Raw genomic sequence first — 17264 nt, 5'->3', positions numbered from 1 at the left:
ATTTTTATTTAGTATTATGAAGCAAATTTATTACAGTATTTTCTCTAAAATAAATTAATTCGTTTGTACAAAATTTAGTATAGTTGAGTTGTATAAAAGTTTAGACGAATGGATTACAATAAATTCAATCTTTTCATTAATTCTGGTCTATTTGCTCTGCTTACAGGAATGACTTCTTTTCCTATTAAAACGCTATTATCCTCTATATCAATTATTTTTTTGGTATTAATGATGTAAGAGCGATGTACTTTTAAGAATAAATCATTAGGCAATTTATCTTCTATTTTTTTTAGAGTAGAATGAACGATATAATTTTTAGTATCCGTTTTTACATGAATATAATCGCCTTTTGCTTCTACAACAGTAACAGAATTAAATTCTATTTTAATTAATCTTCTGTCGATATTTACGTAAAATTCATTAGCATTATCTTCTGTAGACGTTTTTTCTGTTGTTAATTTTGATGAGCTAATTTGAGCCGTATTTGCTTTTTGAATAGCTTTTTGAAATCGTTCTTCTGTTATTGGTTTAACCAGATAATCCACAATACAATCATATTCAAAAGCTTCTATTGCAAAATTTTTATCAGACGTAACTAAAACAATTTTAGGTGGATTTTTAATAGTTTGAATAAAATCAAAACCCGTGAAATCAGGCATGTGAATGTCTAAAAATATTAAATCTACTTCGTTTTGATTTAAAAATTTTATGGCTTGCATTGCATTCGAAAAATCCTGAACTAAATGTAGTTCCTTATGGTTAGCAATCATTTGAGCAATAATTGCTCTTGCCATTTCTTCGTCATCTATAATAATGCAATTCATGTCGTAAATGTTTTATAGTGCTTCTACAAATTTATGCATTGCTTTTAAAATTGCTTCAAAATCGTTTTGCAACTGTGTAGAATTATTTTTTAAATTTTCTTCAAATGTTTCAGCAAGATAATAACTTTTTTCAAGACCAAGAATAGATACTTTATGTTTTAATTTGTGAACACTATCTGCAGCCAATAAAAAATTGCTATTTTGTATTTGACTTTGATACATTTCAATTTCTTCTGGCAGTTCTCTTTTAAGTATGCCAATCATTTTTTGTTTAAATTCGAGATTATCTCCTGATAATTCATCTATGTATGTAGTATTAGGTTGTTCCATCATATTTTAAAATTGTAAAGAAAAAAGTGGTTCCTATTCCTTCTTGACTTTCTAACCAAATTTCTCCGTTATAATAATTAACTATTTTTTTTACTATTGAAAGTCCTATTCCAGAAGAGGAAGTATTGCTTTCTAATTTAGTAAATACTTTAAAAATCCTGTCAAAATAAGTATCCGAAATTCCTATTCCATTATCTTTCACAAAGAATTCAAAATAGTTTTCTTTTTCAGTGGCACCAATTTCAATGATTCCTTTTTCTTTGTGATTATATTTAATTGCATTTTGAATAAGATTTTGAAATACTTGTTTAAAACGCCAAGCATTTCCATAGATTTTAGGCAAATCATCTTGAGTTTTTATGTTTATATTTTTTGGTACGAATAAAGTCCTTAAAACCTCATCTATAATTAAATTTATATTTAAAAGACGATCTTCTGATTCTAATTTATCTATAGTAGAGTAATCCAAAATACCTTTAATAAGCAAATCCATTTTTTCTACATTTGACAAAACCATAGTTAAAGAGTTTAAACAACTTTCACCCATTCCATCTTTATTATCTTCAATCACCCAATTCACTAATGTATCAATATTTCGTAAAGGCGCTTTTAAATCATGAGAAACTACATGTGCATATTCTTCTAAATCGTTGTTTTTTTTCTCTATTATACTTAATTTATTTTCTATAGTTATTGTTCTACTTCTAACTTGTTCTTTTAATTTTTGTTTGTATTTAATTTGTTCTTTTCTATAAGTTATGAAAGCATTTTGTATAACAAACGAAAAAGAAATTATCACAATAAGCGCTAAAAAAATACTCGTTCTTGTTTCTATAGTATAAGGAAAAACATAGAACATGATAGCATAGTATAAGAAATAACTACAAGAATAAATAATTAATTGTTTGTGTCTATTTATTAACAATATACCACCAAAGATTGTTATAAACGACGCTAATAAATAGTCAATATGAAAATTAGTTTCAAAAGCTTGATAAGAATTATAAAACCCAAAGACAAATAAGGGAATCATAATAAAATCGCTACCTTTTTTTTGAACATAAGGTTTTTTATAATTAATAAATAAATAAATTGAAACTAGTGGAAATAAAAAGAGAAATATCCATGGAAATAGTTTTTTAATTTCTACATCAGGATACATATAAGAAATAATATAAGCATATATAAATTGAGATGGTCCCATTAAAAGGAGCATTTTTATATAAAGTCTTGTTTCAATATCTATTTTATTATACCTTTTTAGTAACATTTTTTATTTTCTTGGTAACGTAAAAAAGAAAGTGGTTCCTATATTTTCTTGACTTTCTAACCAAATTTCTCCGTTGTAATAATTAACAATTTTTTTTACTATTGAAAGTCCTATTCCAGAAGAAGATGTATTGCTTTCTAATTTAGTAAATACTTTAAAAATCCGTTCAAAATAAGCATCTGAAATTCCTATTCCGTTATCTTTCACAAAGAATTCAAAATAGTTTTCTTTTTCAGTGGCACCAATTTCAATGATTCCTTTTTCTTTGTGATTATACTTAATTGCATTTTGAATAAGATTTTGAAATACTTGTTTAAAACGCCAAGCATTTCCATAGATTTTAGGCAAATCATCTTGAGTTTTTATGTTTATATTTTTTGGCACCGATAAAGTCCTTAAAACCTCATCTATAATTAAATTTATATTTAAAATACGATCTTCTGATTCTAATTTATCGATTGTGGAATAATCCAAGATTCCTTTGATTAACAAATCCATTTTTTCCACATTTGTCAAAACCATAGTTAAAGAGTTTAAACAACTTTCACCCATTCCATCTTTATTATCTTCAATCACCCAATTCACTAATGTATCAATATTTCGTAAAGGCGCTTTTAAATCATGAGAAACTACATGTGCATATTCATTTAATTCTTCATTTTGAGCTTCCAAATCTTTCAACAATTGCTCTCTTTGGTTATTTATGGCTACTATTTCCAAAGCTTGTTTTTTTAAATATTCGCTTTGGTTAAATTCCTTTTCATCTGCTAATTTACTAGCATCTAAATTCATAGAGTTTAGAATGGAAGATAAATTTTGATTCACTTCTTTTAAATTATTAGCTTCTTCTCTTAATTTTTTATTAGCCTCGAAAAGTTCATCCGAACTAATTTTCATAGCGCGTTGAGACATACTTAATTGATCTTCATAATTATTATAAGAGTCATTAACTGCTTGTAAAAAATGTTTTAAATCTTTTAAATGCTCTGGTTCTATTAATTTGGTTATCTGTCTTTTTAATAATGGATTCATTATTCACTAATAAGGGTTAATGTCATGGTTTGATTGTGTAAGTCACAAAAAGTATTTCCTGAAAATGGTGCCATTTCTCCATAAGAGTAAAAACCAGTTATGGCTGTATTTTCTCCTACTACTTCTTGTACTCTTTCAATTTCTTCTTCTACTCGTTGATTCATTACTAATTTTCTACCAACGCAACTTACTAAAAGTGCCAATTCAGGTTTTGTTTTTCTATCCTTCATTGCTAATTTTGCAGCTTCACTTGCCCCTTCTGCAATAGCATCGACTGAAGCCATCATTAATTGTACTTTAGAATTCTCAGGTACATCACCAGCTAATGTCATAGATTGGTTTTCATTATCAATACCCAAAATAGTTCTAACTACTGGTTCGGTTTTTCCTTCTGGAGTAACATTTAAAGGATAAAGTAAGGAAGCTTGCGGTAATTGATTGGCTTTTTCTCCTAAATATTTTTTATACAAATCTAATGCTGGTTGACCATCAATTTCATATAAAACATTAGCGTTAGATTTCGTTATAATTCTTTCAGGACCAAATGTTGACCAACCTCCAAAACTGGCAAAAGTAATTTCTAATGTTTCTCCATAAAAACCTATTAAAACCACTTCTCCTTCTTTAGGATTTTCTTTATATGAAGCTAGTGTTTTTTCAAATTTAGCATCATCTCCACACATTCCACCAGAAATAGGAATTGCATTTTGAATGTTTTTTTCTAGACCATCAATTAAAGAGCTACCGTTCACAAAACTGCCTTCTGAAAGAACAAATAAGTGTTTTAAATTCTCTTTGGGAATACCATTATATAAGGATTCTCCTAATTTTTTCGCATCTTTATTATGATCTAAAATATTTTGAGTTCTAATTTCAAATGAACTTCTTTCAAATTCTATTGCTGTAACCACAATAGAATCATCAAAAACAGTATTCTCTATTATTTCACCTGATGTAGAACCAAAAACAATATGTTCGTAAGGGAATTCTTCTCTAATATCAGCAATTATTTCACTCTTTTCTAATAACATTCGGTTTCCGAAAACTAAAACTAATGGGTTATTTAGCGTTTTCTTATCCTGAAAATAGTTCCAGTTACTGTCTTTTAATTTATAAGCCTGAATTGTTTTCATTATTTATTCGTTTTTGGAAGTTTTATAAAAAATGTAGTTCCTTGTTTCATCTCACTTTCAACCCATATCTCTCCATTATAATTATCAATTATTCTTTTTACTATTGATAATCCAATACCTGTTGATTGCTCGTGTTGTGTAAAAGATTGAAAAATTTTAAATATTTTTTCTTGATTTTCTTTTGCTATTCCTGGTCCGTTATCTTTTATTGAAAAAACATAATAATCCTTTTCTTCAAAAGAGCCTACTTCAACTAGGCCTTCTGGTTTATCTATATAATAAACGGCATTGCTAATAATATTTTGAAAAAGTTGTTGCATTCTAAATTTATCTGCAATTATAACAGGTAGTTTATCAGAAACAACAACTTTAATGTTTTCTGGAATATGGATGATGTTTATACAATTTTCAACTACTTCATTTATGTTAATTTTTTCATCTATTTTATCTTCTGAATCTACTTTAGAATACGTTAAAATCCCGTGAATTAGATGATCCATTTTTTCGACTTTACTCTCAATCATAGAAAGATATTGTGAAGTTTGTTCACTAAATTCTTTCTCGTTATCTTCTTTTATCCAAGTAATCAGTGAATGAATACTTCTAAGTGGTGACTTTAAATCGTGGGAAACCACTTGAGCATATTCACTGAGCTGTTCATTTTGTTTTTCTAATTTTTTAAGCAACTGTTCTTTTTGAAGTTCTAGGTTTTTTTGATCTGTTATATCTAAATGAATTCCTATTGAACCCGTAACCTCTCCATTTAGATTATAATTTGGTGCACCACTTATTAACCAATGTTTAATATCACCTTCTTTAGTTTTTGAAGTGATTTCATAAGAATCTGAAACTCCTTTAGTCCTAATAGTATTTTTATTTTTAATAACTTGTTTAGCCTCAGAAGTTAGAACTAGATCTGAAGCTCTATTTCCTAACAGCTCTAACAAAGAGTAACCACTCATTTCACAGAATGATTGATTAGCAAATAAAACGACATCGTTTTTATCTACTTCAAGTAAACCCATGTTCATATTGGCTATAATATTACTGTACTTTTGTCTTTCTGCTTCTAGACTTTCTTTGTAGCGTTTTTTAATAGTAATATCTTCATAACTCCATAAATGACCTGCATATTTCCCTTCTTTATAAATGGGTAAAAAGCTCCTTTCAAAAATTCTACCGTCTACTAATTCAATTTCTTCTGCAATTACTTTTTCTCTATCTTTTAAAATTTCATCAATTCTTTCTAAAAAATAATCTGAATTTTTAAAAAAATGTTTGGTGTTTTGAGCAGCCATTTCGCAATCAACTCCTTTCATTAAATCTGGCTCTTGCTCTATTCCAAACATGTTACAAAACTTTTTATTCACGATTACTATTTTTCGATTTTCATCTTCTAATAATATACCCGATTGCAAATTTTCAATTAAAGAAGTAAGTCTGTTTTCTGATTCTATTAATTGTTGATTAAATTCTTTTTCTAATGTAATATCTTCTTCAATAGCAAAGAATTTAAACACTTCCCCATTTTTATTATGAAGTGCTTGTCCCTGTATACGAACCCAATATTTTTTCTTTTTTTTGCTATAATTGATGATTTCGCAATTAAAAGGAAGTCCTTTTTTTATTTGATTGGCTAAATAAATAATAGTCTCCTTATCTGTATCAGGTCCTTGAAGAAGCTGTCCCGGTTTTTTATCTAATAATTCTTCTATGGGAAAACCAGACATTTCAATAAAACTATCGTTAACCCATTCTATTTTTCCCTCTTTATCACAAATAATCACTGAATTTATATTTTTTTTAGCAATTGACGACAAAATACTTAATTGCTCTTCTTTTTCCTTTTCATCATCACTATTTTCTACAATTGCGAAATATTGAATCAATTTATTATTTTTGTCATAAACAGGTTGTCCTTTAATTTTAGCCCAGAATGGCTTCCCTTCTTTATGTGCATGATAACCTTCTACATTAAATAACTCTCCTTTATAGAACGCAGAAACCATTTTATTTAACTCTTCTGGAGTAGACAAATGACATCTTCCAATATCTATAGGTGTCTTTCCTATAATTTCTTCAGATGAAAAACCGGTTAATTCGGAATAGGATTGGTTACACCAAAATATTTTTCCTAATGGATCTGTAAAAACCACTCCATTTTTATTGGCACTAGCTACCAGAGAAATTTTATTTAATTCTTCTTTATCTTTTTTTAATTCCTCCTTTTGTTTATTGATAAGTATAAAATATTCATTTAATTCTTTTGTTGTAATTTCTTGATTATTTAATATGCTCAATAATTCAAGTAAAGGATCGCTGATTGAAAAATCGCTAACAACCAAATTCTTACCCGTAATTTGATCCATAGTAACAAACCAAGGAGTACCTAAAAAAAGAATGGAGTCATCAAAAAACTGAAACTGTCCTCTTAAGACAAGTTTGTCTTTAGAATAGTCGAGAACAATAAGTTGATCTACAAATTGCTCTTTATTTTCAAAAGTAAATGGTACTGCATTAGATTTTCGTATGGAAAAACTATCATTAAAATTTGAATTAATATCTAAATCTTTACATACTTTTCTTACACTTTTACCAAGACTAGTAATCTTTAGTTTTTTATCAAGTAGTATAAAAAAGGGGTACAATTTATTGAAACTATCTTCATCAAAATTAAATTCTACTCTACCCATATTTTACTAAGTTATTTTTGAAATCTGGTTTGAAACATCTTTTAATTTGGTTAGCAATAAATTAATTTCAACTGAAGTATTATAAATCTATTAGTCCCTAATATAACACTTATTAAATCCTGTTTTAAATGTCCATTATGGTACTTTAAAGTGAGGTAAAATGTTCTTACTTTAAATTAAGTAGTTGTTAATTTTGGATAACATCTCCTTTAGAAGGCAAGTAAATTTAATAAAAAATATTTTAAGTATTTCCTTTCTAGCTTAATAATCTTAATATTACGATAGGAAACTATTTTGACAAAAGTTAAATAAAACTCTATCAAAATTTGTCTGCTTTAAAATTCCATAAATATTACTGTGAGATTAACTCTGTACAACTCCAATATTCCAACATTTTCTTTACTCTATCTACATAATCTTCATACTTTAAGGGTTTTAAAACGTACCCAGCAATGCCTATTTTATAGCATTCAAGCATATCTTTATGATTACTTGAAGTAGTTAAAATAATTGATGGTATATATTTTAGAATTTCATCACTTTTTAAAATAGTAAGAAATTCTATACCATTTAATTTTGGCATATTTAAATCTAAAATGATAATGTCTGGAATAATTTCTTTAGTTTTAAGAATATCTAAAGCTTCTTCGCCATTATTAGCTTCAATAATTTTATGATTAAAATTTAAAGTTCTCATAACTCTATTGAACTTCATCACTTCAATTGCATCGTCTTCAATTAAAAGTATGTTTAAAGATTTTGTCATGTTTTCATTTTATTTTTTGTTATAAAAGGCAACTACTCAAACACAAAATTAAATCTTAATAAATCATTGATGTTTATAATTCGATTGTTCTTATTTAAGTGTCGATGAATGGAAAAAAAGTATAGACGAATTGTATTAACAAAAAAAGCCTGTAAAATATAATTACAGGCTTTTTATATTATAAAGAAATTTATTTTTTTACATATATTTTAAAATTGCTGCCTTTAATTTATCATATTCTCCTTGAAGAATTAATCCATTATCTAACAATCGCTTATAATTTTGAAGTTTTTCAAATAATTCTTCTTGAGATAAATCGCTTAGATTACTTTCAGTATTTTTCTCTTCAATGGACTTTGGTTCTTCAAAAGAAGTATTATTGGTATTTACTGAAATGATTTCTGCAAAATCAAACACTTCTTCTGTTAGAATTTCTTCTATAATTGTTTCATCAGTATAATCTTCAGCTAAAAAACTTGGCTTATCAATAGATTCTTCATCCTTAAAAGCAGTAGAACTTGTTTGAATTGTAATATTATTTTCAGAATGTTTTAATTTGTCCAATTGCTCTTTAGAAAAAGTATATAATTTTCGAGCTTGGTTTTTAGGCAAAAAATCAACTGTTTGTGTTAATTCCGTTTTGGTAGTAAAAGTAAAATCAGCTCCGAGTATACCTTCTTTTACAAAAGCACCTTCAATATTATCCCAATCGTAATCGATAAACTCCATGGAAAGTCCTAAATTTTTTGGCTTACAAATAATAATTCTTTTATTCGTAACCACTATGCTATCTGGAAAAATAGTTAATGCAGGCTTTTTCTGAACGGCAATATATCCTATTTCTTCATTAGACATGATTAAATTTTCTAGCTTTGAAGTGATTTTTTCAATAGCTTTAGGATCTTGATCTTCGTTTAAAATCTTTTTTAAGTTATCTAACATGAAATTTGAATTTTATTACATTAACAAATGTAATGGCTAATTTTCATAATTTTCAATTTCTTGTTTTATTTTTTTTGGTAAACTAGCAAAAACCAATTCATAGGAATGTGTTATAAAGTGAGTTACTTTTTTATCTGGTAATGAATTATTTAAGAGTATTGTATTCCAATGCTTTTTACTCATATGAAAACCAGGAATGATATCTTCATATTGTTCTCTAAGTTGAATGGCTATCTCAGGATCGCATTTTAAGTTAAGAGACGAACTTCCTGCTTCCCATTTTTTTAAAGAGGTCAAACAAAACATTTTCCCTCCTACTTTAAAGACTAAAGTGTCTTCATCGAAAGGAAAATGCTCAGTAACACCTTTTTTTGAAAGGCAATATTCGTAAAGTTGTTGAATATTCATTGTATAATAAAAAGTCTAATATACAAAAAAGTGTTTACTTAAGATTTATACTCTAGGTAAATCATTTTCATCTTTTAAAGGTAAGTTTGAAGAACCCATTAAGTAACTGTCTACATGATAAGCCGCTTGACGTCCTTCTGAAATAGCCCAAACGATTAATGATTGTCCTCTACGCATATCCCCAGCAGAAAAAATTCCTTTTACATTAGTAGCATAATCTTTAGTAGAAGCTTTAATATTGGTTCTAAAATCCATTTCCACACCAAATTGTTCTGCTAATGTTTTTTCAGCACCTACAAATCCTAATGCTAGTAAAACCAAATCACAATCCCATTCTTTTTCAGTATTGGGCACTTCTATTAATTGAGGACGCTCACCTTCTTTAAAAATCCATTCAACCTCAACTGTTTTTAACCCTATTACGTTTCCGTTTTTATCTCCAAGAAACTCTTTAGTAGAAATACTAAAAAACCGTTCTACTCCTTCTTGATGAGAAGAAGTGGTTTTTAATTTCATGGGCCAATAAGGCCAAGGCTGGCTGGCTGGTCGACCTTCTGTTGGTTTACTTAAAATTTCAAAATTAGCAACTGAAATTGCTCCATGTCGATTACTGGTTCCAATGCAATCTGAACCTGTGTCTCCACCGCCAATTACGATTACTTTTTTATTTTCAGCCGATATAATTTCCTCAAATTTTGCTAATCCATCGACATATTGATTATTGCCTTTTAAAAAATCCATTGCTTGATGGATTCCTTTTAAATGAATGCCTTTTACTGGCATACTTCTTCTTTCAGTGGCACCACCGCATAGAAGGACTGCATCAAAATCTGCTTTTATGGTTTCTACACTTATATTTTGCCCTACATGTGCATTGGTTTCAAAAATAATCCCTTCTTCTTTTAAAATTTGAATACGTCTATCGATAATTTGTTTTTCTAATTTAAAATCAGGAATTCCATAACGTAATAAACCTCCTACTTTTGAATCTCTTTCAAAAACAGTTACAAAATGACCAGCTCTATTTAATTGTTGGGCTGCAGCTAATCCTGATGGTCCAGAACCAATTATGGCTATTCGTTTATTTGTTCTATTTTGAGGAGGATGTGCAGTAATCCAACCTTCTTTAAAGGCAGTCTCAACTATATTTTTTTCAATATTTTCAATTGTGACTGGATCTTCATTAATTCCTAAAACACAAGCCTCTTCACAAGGAGCTGGACATAATCTTCCAGTAAATTCTGGAAAATTGTTAGTTGAATGTAATATCTGAGCAGCTTCTTTCCATCTTCCTTTATACACTTTATCGTTAAAATCAGGAATCAAATTGCCTAATGGACAACCACTGTGGCAAAATGGAATACCACAATCCATACATCTCGCTCCTTGATTCTTCAATTTGCTTTCCTCTAAAGGAATAGTAAATTCATTATAATTTTTTAGTCTTTTTTCAACTTTAAGGTAACTTTCGTTTACTCGTTCATATTCTAAAAATCCTGTTGGTTTTCCCATAATATTATTGTTTTACCAGATTTTCTTGTTCAATTCTCAATAAGGCTTGTTTGTATTCTTCAGGAAGTACTTTTATAAATTCATTTAGCTGTGTTTCCCAATTTTCTAAAATCCTTTGTGCTAAAGGGCTCATTGTTGCGTTGTAATGATTTTCAATAAATTGTTTTAACTCTGCTATATCCTCTTCCAAAATCACAGGGTCTAAATTCAGTCCTTCTGTATTACACTGTTTTTCAAAAGTATTATTTACATCATATACGTAAGCAATTCCACCACTCATTCCTGCTCCGAAATTGCGTCCAACTTCTCCTAAAACCACAGCTCTACCACCTGTCATATATTCACAACCGTGATCCCCTATTCCTTCAACTACTGCACTTGCTCCAGAATTTCTCACACAAAAACGTTCACCTGCTTTTCCGTTTATATACACTTCTCCTGAAGTTGCTCCGTACAAAGCTACATTACCAATAATAATATTTTCTTCAGGAACAATAGTAGCTTCTTCAGGAACTTTTACAATTAATTTAGCTCCAGACAAGCCTTTTCCCAAATAATCATTTGAATTTCCATTGATTACCAATGTCAATCCTTTAGTAGCAAAAGCACCAAAACTTTGACCAGCCGAGCCTGTAAAATTAATTTTCAAAGTGTTTTCAGGTAATCCTTGAGAACCATAAATTTTAGAAATTTCATTACTTAAAACAGCACCAAATGCTCGGTCTCTATTGGTGATTTTAGATTCTAAAACCGTTTTTTCCTTTCTAAATAAAGCAGGATGAGCTTGACGAATAATTTTAAAATCCAAAGATTTTTCTAAATGATGGTCTTGAGATTCAGTATTGTATAATTTTGTTCCTTCAGGCACTTCTATTTTATGAAGGATAGGAGATAAATCTAGTCCTAATGCTTTATAATGCTTGATAGTTTTGTTGCGATTTAATTTATGAACTTGTCCTACCATTTCATTCACTGATCGAAAGCCTAATTGAGCCATAATTTCTCTCAACTCTTGGGCTACGAAATACATAAAATTTACCACGTGTTCTGGTTTTCCTTGGAATTTTTTTCTCAATTCAGGATTTTGAGTAGCAATTCCAACTGGACACGTATTTAAATGACAAACACGCATCATAATACACCCAGAAGCTACTAAAGGAGCCGTTGCGAAACCAAATTCTTCAGCACCCAATAAACAAGCGACTGCAACATCTCTTCCGGTTTTAAGTTGGCCATCACATTCTAAAACGACTCGATTTCTTAAATTATTCATGACTAAAGTTTGTTGAGCTTCAGCCAAACCCAATTCCCAAGGCAATCCAGCATGTTTTAGAGAAGTTAATGGTGATGCTCCTGTTCCCCCATCATGTCCAGAAATTAAGATTACATCTCCTTTTGCTTTAGCCACTCCAGCAGCAACCGTTCCGATGCCTACCTCAGAAACTAACTTCACATTAATTCTAGCTTCTCTATTTGCCGATTTTAAATCATAAATTAATTGGGACAAATCTTCAATAGAATAAATATCATGATGTGGTGGTGGTGATATTAAACCCACATAAGGAGTTGAATTTCTAGTTTTAGCAATATCAGGATTTACTTTCGGTCCAGGTAATTGACCACCTTCACCTGGTTTTGCTCCTTGAGCCATTTTTATTTGTATCTCAGAAGCGTTCGTAAGATAATTTGAAGTAACCCCAAATCTTCCAGAAGCGACCTGTTTAATTGCTGAGTTTTTCCAATCTCCATCTGAATCTTTATAAAAACGTTCTTCGTCTTCTCCACCTTCACCAGAATTACTTTTACCTCCAATTCTATTCATTGCGATAGCTAAGTTCTCATGTGCTTCTTTACTTATAGAACCATAAGACATCGCACCTGTTTTAAATCGCTTCACAATTTCTGTCCATGGTTCAACCTCATCTAAGGGAATAGGATCATAATTTGTAAATTCGAATAATCCTCTTATAGTCATTAATCGTTGCGATTGTTCATTTATAATTTCAGAATATTCTTTAAAAGTACTGTGTTTATTACTCCGAACAGATTCTTGTAATTTAGCTACTGATAATGGGTTGAAAGCGTGTTTTTCTCCATTTCTTCTCCATTTATAATCTCCTCCAAATTCTAATCCTAAGTCGGCATCAATGCCATTTTTCTCGTATGCTTTTTTATGCCTTTTTGAAATTTCACTTTCAATTTCTTTTAAGCCTATACCTTGTATTCTAGTGATCGTATTTGGAAAATATTCTTCAACGACTTTGGTATTTAAACCTATACATTCGAAAAGTTGGGCTCCTCGATAAGAATTTAGTGTTGATATCCCAATTTTATTCATCACCTTTAGAATACCCATTCCAATAGCCTTATTATAATTCAGAATTGCTTGTAAATAATCTAAATTTTCAATTTCTTTATTTTCAACTTGTTTGTAAACAATTTCATTTACTATATAGGGATTAATTGCACTTGCTCCATAGCCAAAAAGTAAAGCAAAATGATGTACTTCCCTTGGTTCAGCCGATTCAATTATAATACTGACTTTTGCTCGTTTACCAATTTTATATAATTCATGATTCACATAAGAACAGGCTAATAATGCTGGAATTGGAGCCAATTTATTATTTACACCTCTATCTGATAAAATAATGATATTTCCACCTTCATCTATTGCTTTAGAAGCAGTTTCAACCAAACTCAAAAGAACTCTTTCTAATTCATTCAATCCTTTATTGACTTCATATAATATTGAAATTGTAGTCACTACAAAGTCTGGATTATTAGTATAATTTTTAATCTTATCTAAATCATGCTTTGAAATAACCGGATTTTGAATTTTTAATTTTCTACATTGGTCTTCATTGATTTTGAAAATATTGGTATCACTTCCTAGCGTTAAACTAATATCCGTGATTAATTTTTCTCGAATTCCATCCAAAGGCGGATTCGTAACCTGAGCAAATAATTGTTTGAAATAATTATAAATCAACTGAGGTTTTAAAGACAAAACTGCTATAGGAGCATCATTCCCCATGGAGCCAATAGGTTCCTTTCCTGATTGTGCCATTGGAAGAATAATTGTTTTTAAGTCTTCTTCTGTATAGCCAAAAAGAATTTGTCTTTTTTCAAGCTGTTCTTCTTTATGTTTAATTGGTCCTTTTTTGGCAGGAATATCTTTCAAGTGAACCAAATTTTTATCCAACCATTTTTTATAAGGATGTTTCGATACAATTTTCTCTTTGATTTCTTCATCATTTATAATTCTTCCTTGGTTCATGTTTACCAAAAACATTTTACCAGGTTCTAATCGTCCATGACGTTCAATATTTTTTGGATCAATCTCAATAACACCAGTTTCAGAAGACATAATTACATATCCATCTTTGGTAACAGTATATCTAGAAGGTCTTAAACCGTTTCTATCCAAAACAGCTCCTATATAATTCCCATCCGTAAAAGGAATAGATGCAGGACCGTCCCACGGTTCCATAATACAAGAGTTGTATTCATAAAATGCTTTTTTAGCTTCCGACATATTTGGATTCTTTTCCCAAGCTTCAGGAACGAGCATCATCATTACTTCTGGTAAAGAACGACCTGTCATTAGTAATAATTCCACAACCATATCCATTTGCGCAGAATCTGATTTTCCTGGTAGAATTATTGGAAATAAACTTTTAATATCTTCGCCAAACCATTCGCTTTCCATTAATTCCTGTCTCGATAAAGTCCTTGATACATTTCCTCTTAAGGTATTGATTTCTCCATTATGACACATGTACCTAAAAGGTTGTGCCAAATCCCAAGTAGGAAAAGTATTCGTAGAAAACCTTTGATGTACAAGAGCTAAACGAGTAACTAATGAAGGATCTTGTAAATCTTTATAATATAATTTAATATCTTCAGGAATTAATAAACCTTTGAAAATAATCGTTTTTGTAGATAGACTTGGCAAATAAAATCGTTTACTTTCAGATAATTTAGAATTATTTATGTCATGTTCTGCTTGTTTTCTTGCAGTAAATAATTTTAAATTAAAAGTAAAGTCGTCTTGTTTCTTATCTTGTTTACCAATAAAAATTTGCTTTATAAAAGGTTCTGTTTCTGCCGCTATTCTTCCTATAACAGAAGTGTTAACAGGAACTTCTCTCCAACCTAAAATTGTTAAACCTTGTTTTTCTATATAATATTCTAATCTTTGAATACAATAATTTCTTTGATTCTCTTTTTTGGGTAAAAAAACATTACTAACAGCATATTCTCCTTCTTTGGGTAATGCAAAATTACAGTTCTTTATAAAAAAATCGTGTGGAATATCTATCAAAATACCTGCTCCATCCCCTGTTTTTCCATCAGCACTTACAGCACCTCTATGCTCCAATTTTTCAAGAATTTCAAGAGCTTTATGAATAATATCATTCGATTTATTTCCCTTTAAACTACATATAAAACCAGCACCACAATTATCGTGTTCAAATTCTGGCAAATAGAGTCCTTGTTTTTTTAGCATTGTTGTCATTTTTTTTAGATTTTTTTACCCCACATCACACTAAGTTATAATTAAGAATTTTAATAATAAAATATCGGAATCATTATTATGAGATTCAAAATATTTGAATTAAAAAAAATCAAATTAATAATTTATATGCTTTGTTTTAAGAAATCAATAATGATATAAAGTCATAAAAAATGATTTTTACATGAACAATACTCATTTTTTAAACAAAAAACATAAATAATTATTATTTAAAAACGCATTTTAACAAATAATATTTAAAAAAAGGATTGTTAAAAACATAAAAAACATAAAAAATAAAAAGATACCCATATTTTTTTATGGTATAAAATAAAAAAAACATAAAAATAATAAATAATACCCTATTTTTTAATAGGTATATACTGTTTTTAAATAAATTTACTCGACTAACTATAAAAACTAAAATCATGAAAAAACTTTTTACTATTAGCCTTGCATTACTTACATCCTGTTTTTATGCTCAAGAAGAAGATTTAGAATTGAAAGAAAAAAAATTTACATTTAATGGAAGTGTAGATGTTTATTACAGAACAAATATAACAGGTCCAAATGACAACATAGGAACTGAAGCAGATCCGCTTTATTTAGCCCCTGGATCTTCCTTTGCAAATCTACCAGGTTTTGCTTTAGGCATGGCTAATGTAATAGCTTCTTATGAAGGTGAAAAAGTAGGTTTTGTAGCCGATTTAGTATTTGGACCAAGAGGTACTGATGCAGTTTTTGCTTCCCCAATGTATTCTTCAACTGGTAATATTGTTAACCAATTATATGCTTATTGGAATGTAAGTAAAAAAGTCAAACTTACTATGGGTAATTTCAATACTTTTTTAGGATATGAAGTGATTTCCCCAACGGCAAATTTCAACTACAGCACCTCATACTTATTCTCATACGGACCTTTTAGCCATACTGGTTTAAAAGCTGATTTCACTTTGACAGATGATTTAAGTTTAATGGTTGGCGTTATGAATGATACTGATTTAACAGAATTCAACCCAACAGGAGATTACGCTGCAGGTCTTCAGTTAGGATATAAAAGTCAATTCTTAAACTTTATCTATGATCCATCTTTCATGGAAATTGATTTTACAGGTGGTTTTGATGTAACAAAAACTTTCTTTTTAGGAATCAATGCGGCTTACTTAACTCTTGAAGATAATGGTGGAGGATTTGCTGGTGGAGCACTATATCCGCAATATACTTTTTCAGACACTTTTACTCTTGGTTTGAGAGCAGAGTATTTTATGGAAGATGGAGATTTTGGTGCTATTGGCACAGGTTTGCCAGATTCAAGTGTATTTGCGACTACTCTAACAGGAAGTTTTACAATAAACGACTTAACCATCAAACCTGAGATTAGGTTAGACAGCGCATCTGACGATGCTTTTTTAGATACTGACTTAGTACCAACAAAAACCTTAGGCTCTTTTTTAGTGGCTGCTATTTATAAATTTTAACTAACTAATATATTTCAAATGAAAAAAATTGAAGCAATAATCAGAAGATCTAAATTTTCTGCGGTAAAAAAAGCATTGCATGAAGTTGGTGTAAACTTCTTCTCTTATTGGGACGTAACAGGCTTAGGAAACGAAAAACAAGGTCATGTTTACAGAGGTATTTCTTACAGTACTAGCGACATTCAAAGAAGGTATCTTTCAATAGTTATTAACGAAGATTTCGAAGAAGTTACCATTAAAGCTATTCTTGAAGCTGCAGCTACAGGAGAAGTCGGTGACGGAAAAATATTCGTATCAAACATTGAAGAAGTATACAGAATACGAACAGGAGAGAAAGGCAATCAAACTTTAAAATAATCA

The 17264-nt window shown here is 29.5% G+C and carries 13 protein-coding genes; 2 read left to right on the top strand and 11 right to left on the bottom strand.

Annotation, left to right across the window (positions count from 1 at the left end):
* Positions 1-113: 113 nt before the first annotated feature.
* The 11 genes from FIA58_RS13070 to gltB form a co-directional block, all read right to left on the bottom strand.
* Entirely contained in the window at positions 114-824 is a 711-nt protein-coding gene (locus FIA58_RS13070) for a LytR/AlgR family response regulator transcription factor (RefSeq protein WP_140962927.1), read from the bottom strand.
* A gap of 12 nt (positions 825-836) precedes the next feature.
* The gene (locus FIA58_RS13065; protein WP_243754676.1) at positions 837-1157 is read right to left on the bottom strand and encodes an Hpt domain-containing protein; all 321 of its coding nucleotides are present in this window, start codon (positions 1155-1157) and stop codon (positions 837-839) included.
* Entirely contained in the window at positions 1141-2424 is a 1284-nt protein-coding gene (locus FIA58_RS13060; protein ID WP_243754675.1) for a sensor histidine kinase, read from the bottom strand. The genes FIA58_RS13065 and FIA58_RS13060 overlap by 17 nt, the downstream gene beginning before the upstream one ends.
* 3 nt (positions 2425-2427) lie before the next feature.
* Positions 2428-3456 carry a sensor histidine kinase gene (locus tag FIA58_RS13055; RefSeq protein ID WP_140962926.1) on the bottom strand — a complete coding sequence of 343 codons (1029 nt, stop codon included), beginning with the start codon at positions 3454-3456 and terminating at the stop codon, positions 2428-2430.
* Positions 3456-4589: an FIST signal transduction protein gene (locus FIA58_RS13050; protein ID WP_140962925.1), complete on the bottom strand. Its 1134-nt coding sequence runs from the start codon at positions 4587-4589 to the stop codon at positions 3456-3458. Before FIA58_RS13050 ends, FIA58_RS13055 begins: the two co-directional genes overlap by 1 nt.
* Positions 4589-7282: a PAS domain S-box protein gene (locus FIA58_RS13045; protein ID WP_140962924.1), complete on the bottom strand. Its 2694-nt coding sequence runs from the start codon at positions 7280-7282 to the stop codon at positions 4589-4591. Before FIA58_RS13045 ends, FIA58_RS13050 begins: the two co-directional genes overlap by 1 nt.
* Positions 7283-7634: 352 nt before the next feature.
* Positions 7635-8048 carry a response regulator gene (locus tag FIA58_RS13040; protein WP_140962923.1) on the bottom strand — a complete coding sequence of 138 codons (414 nt, stop codon included), beginning with the start codon at positions 8046-8048 and terminating at the stop codon, positions 7635-7637.
* A gap of 198 nt (positions 8049-8246) precedes the next feature.
* Positions 8247-8990: a PH domain-containing protein gene (locus FIA58_RS13035; protein ID WP_140962922.1), complete on the bottom strand. Its 744-nt coding sequence runs from the start codon at positions 8988-8990 to the stop codon at positions 8247-8249.
* Positions 8991-9026: 36 nt separating this feature from the next.
* The gene (locus FIA58_RS13030) at positions 9027-9398 is read right to left on the bottom strand and encodes an MmcQ/YjbR family DNA-binding protein (protein ID WP_140962921.1); all 372 of its coding nucleotides are present in this window, start codon (positions 9396-9398) and stop codon (positions 9027-9029) included.
* 45 nt (positions 9399-9443) lie between these two features.
* The gene (locus tag FIA58_RS13025) at positions 9444-10910 is read right to left on the bottom strand and encodes a glutamate synthase subunit beta (protein ID WP_140962920.1); all 1467 of its coding nucleotides are present in this window, start codon (positions 10908-10910) and stop codon (positions 9444-9446) included.
* A 4-nt stretch (positions 10911-10914) separates the two neighbouring features.
* On the bottom strand, positions 10915-15420 hold the full coding sequence (gene gltB, locus FIA58_RS13020; protein ID WP_140962919.1) for a glutamate synthase large subunit: 4506 nt from the start codon (positions 15418-15420) through the stop codon (positions 10915-10917).
* Between the two features lie 434 nt (positions 15421-15854).
* Between gltB and FIA58_RS13015 the strand changes: the two genes are divergently transcribed.
* Entirely contained in the window at positions 15855-16904 is a 1050-nt protein-coding gene (locus FIA58_RS13015; RefSeq protein WP_140962918.1) for a porin, read from the top strand.
* Positions 16905-16922: 18 nt separating this feature from the next.
* On the top strand, positions 16923-17261 hold the full coding sequence (locus tag FIA58_RS13010; RefSeq protein WP_140962917.1) for a P-II family nitrogen regulator: 339 nt from the start codon (positions 16923-16925) through the stop codon (positions 17259-17261).
* The last annotated feature ends 3 nt before the right edge of the window (positions 17262-17264 follow it).

It is taken from the genome of Flavobacterium jejuense (assembly GCF_006491595.2).
Lineage (GTDB): Bacteria > Bacteroidota > Bacteroidia > Flavobacteriales > Flavobacteriaceae > Flavobacterium > Flavobacterium jejuense.
Note: the sequence above shows the minus strand (reverse complement) of the source record. Positions and strands in the feature narration are given on the sequence as shown.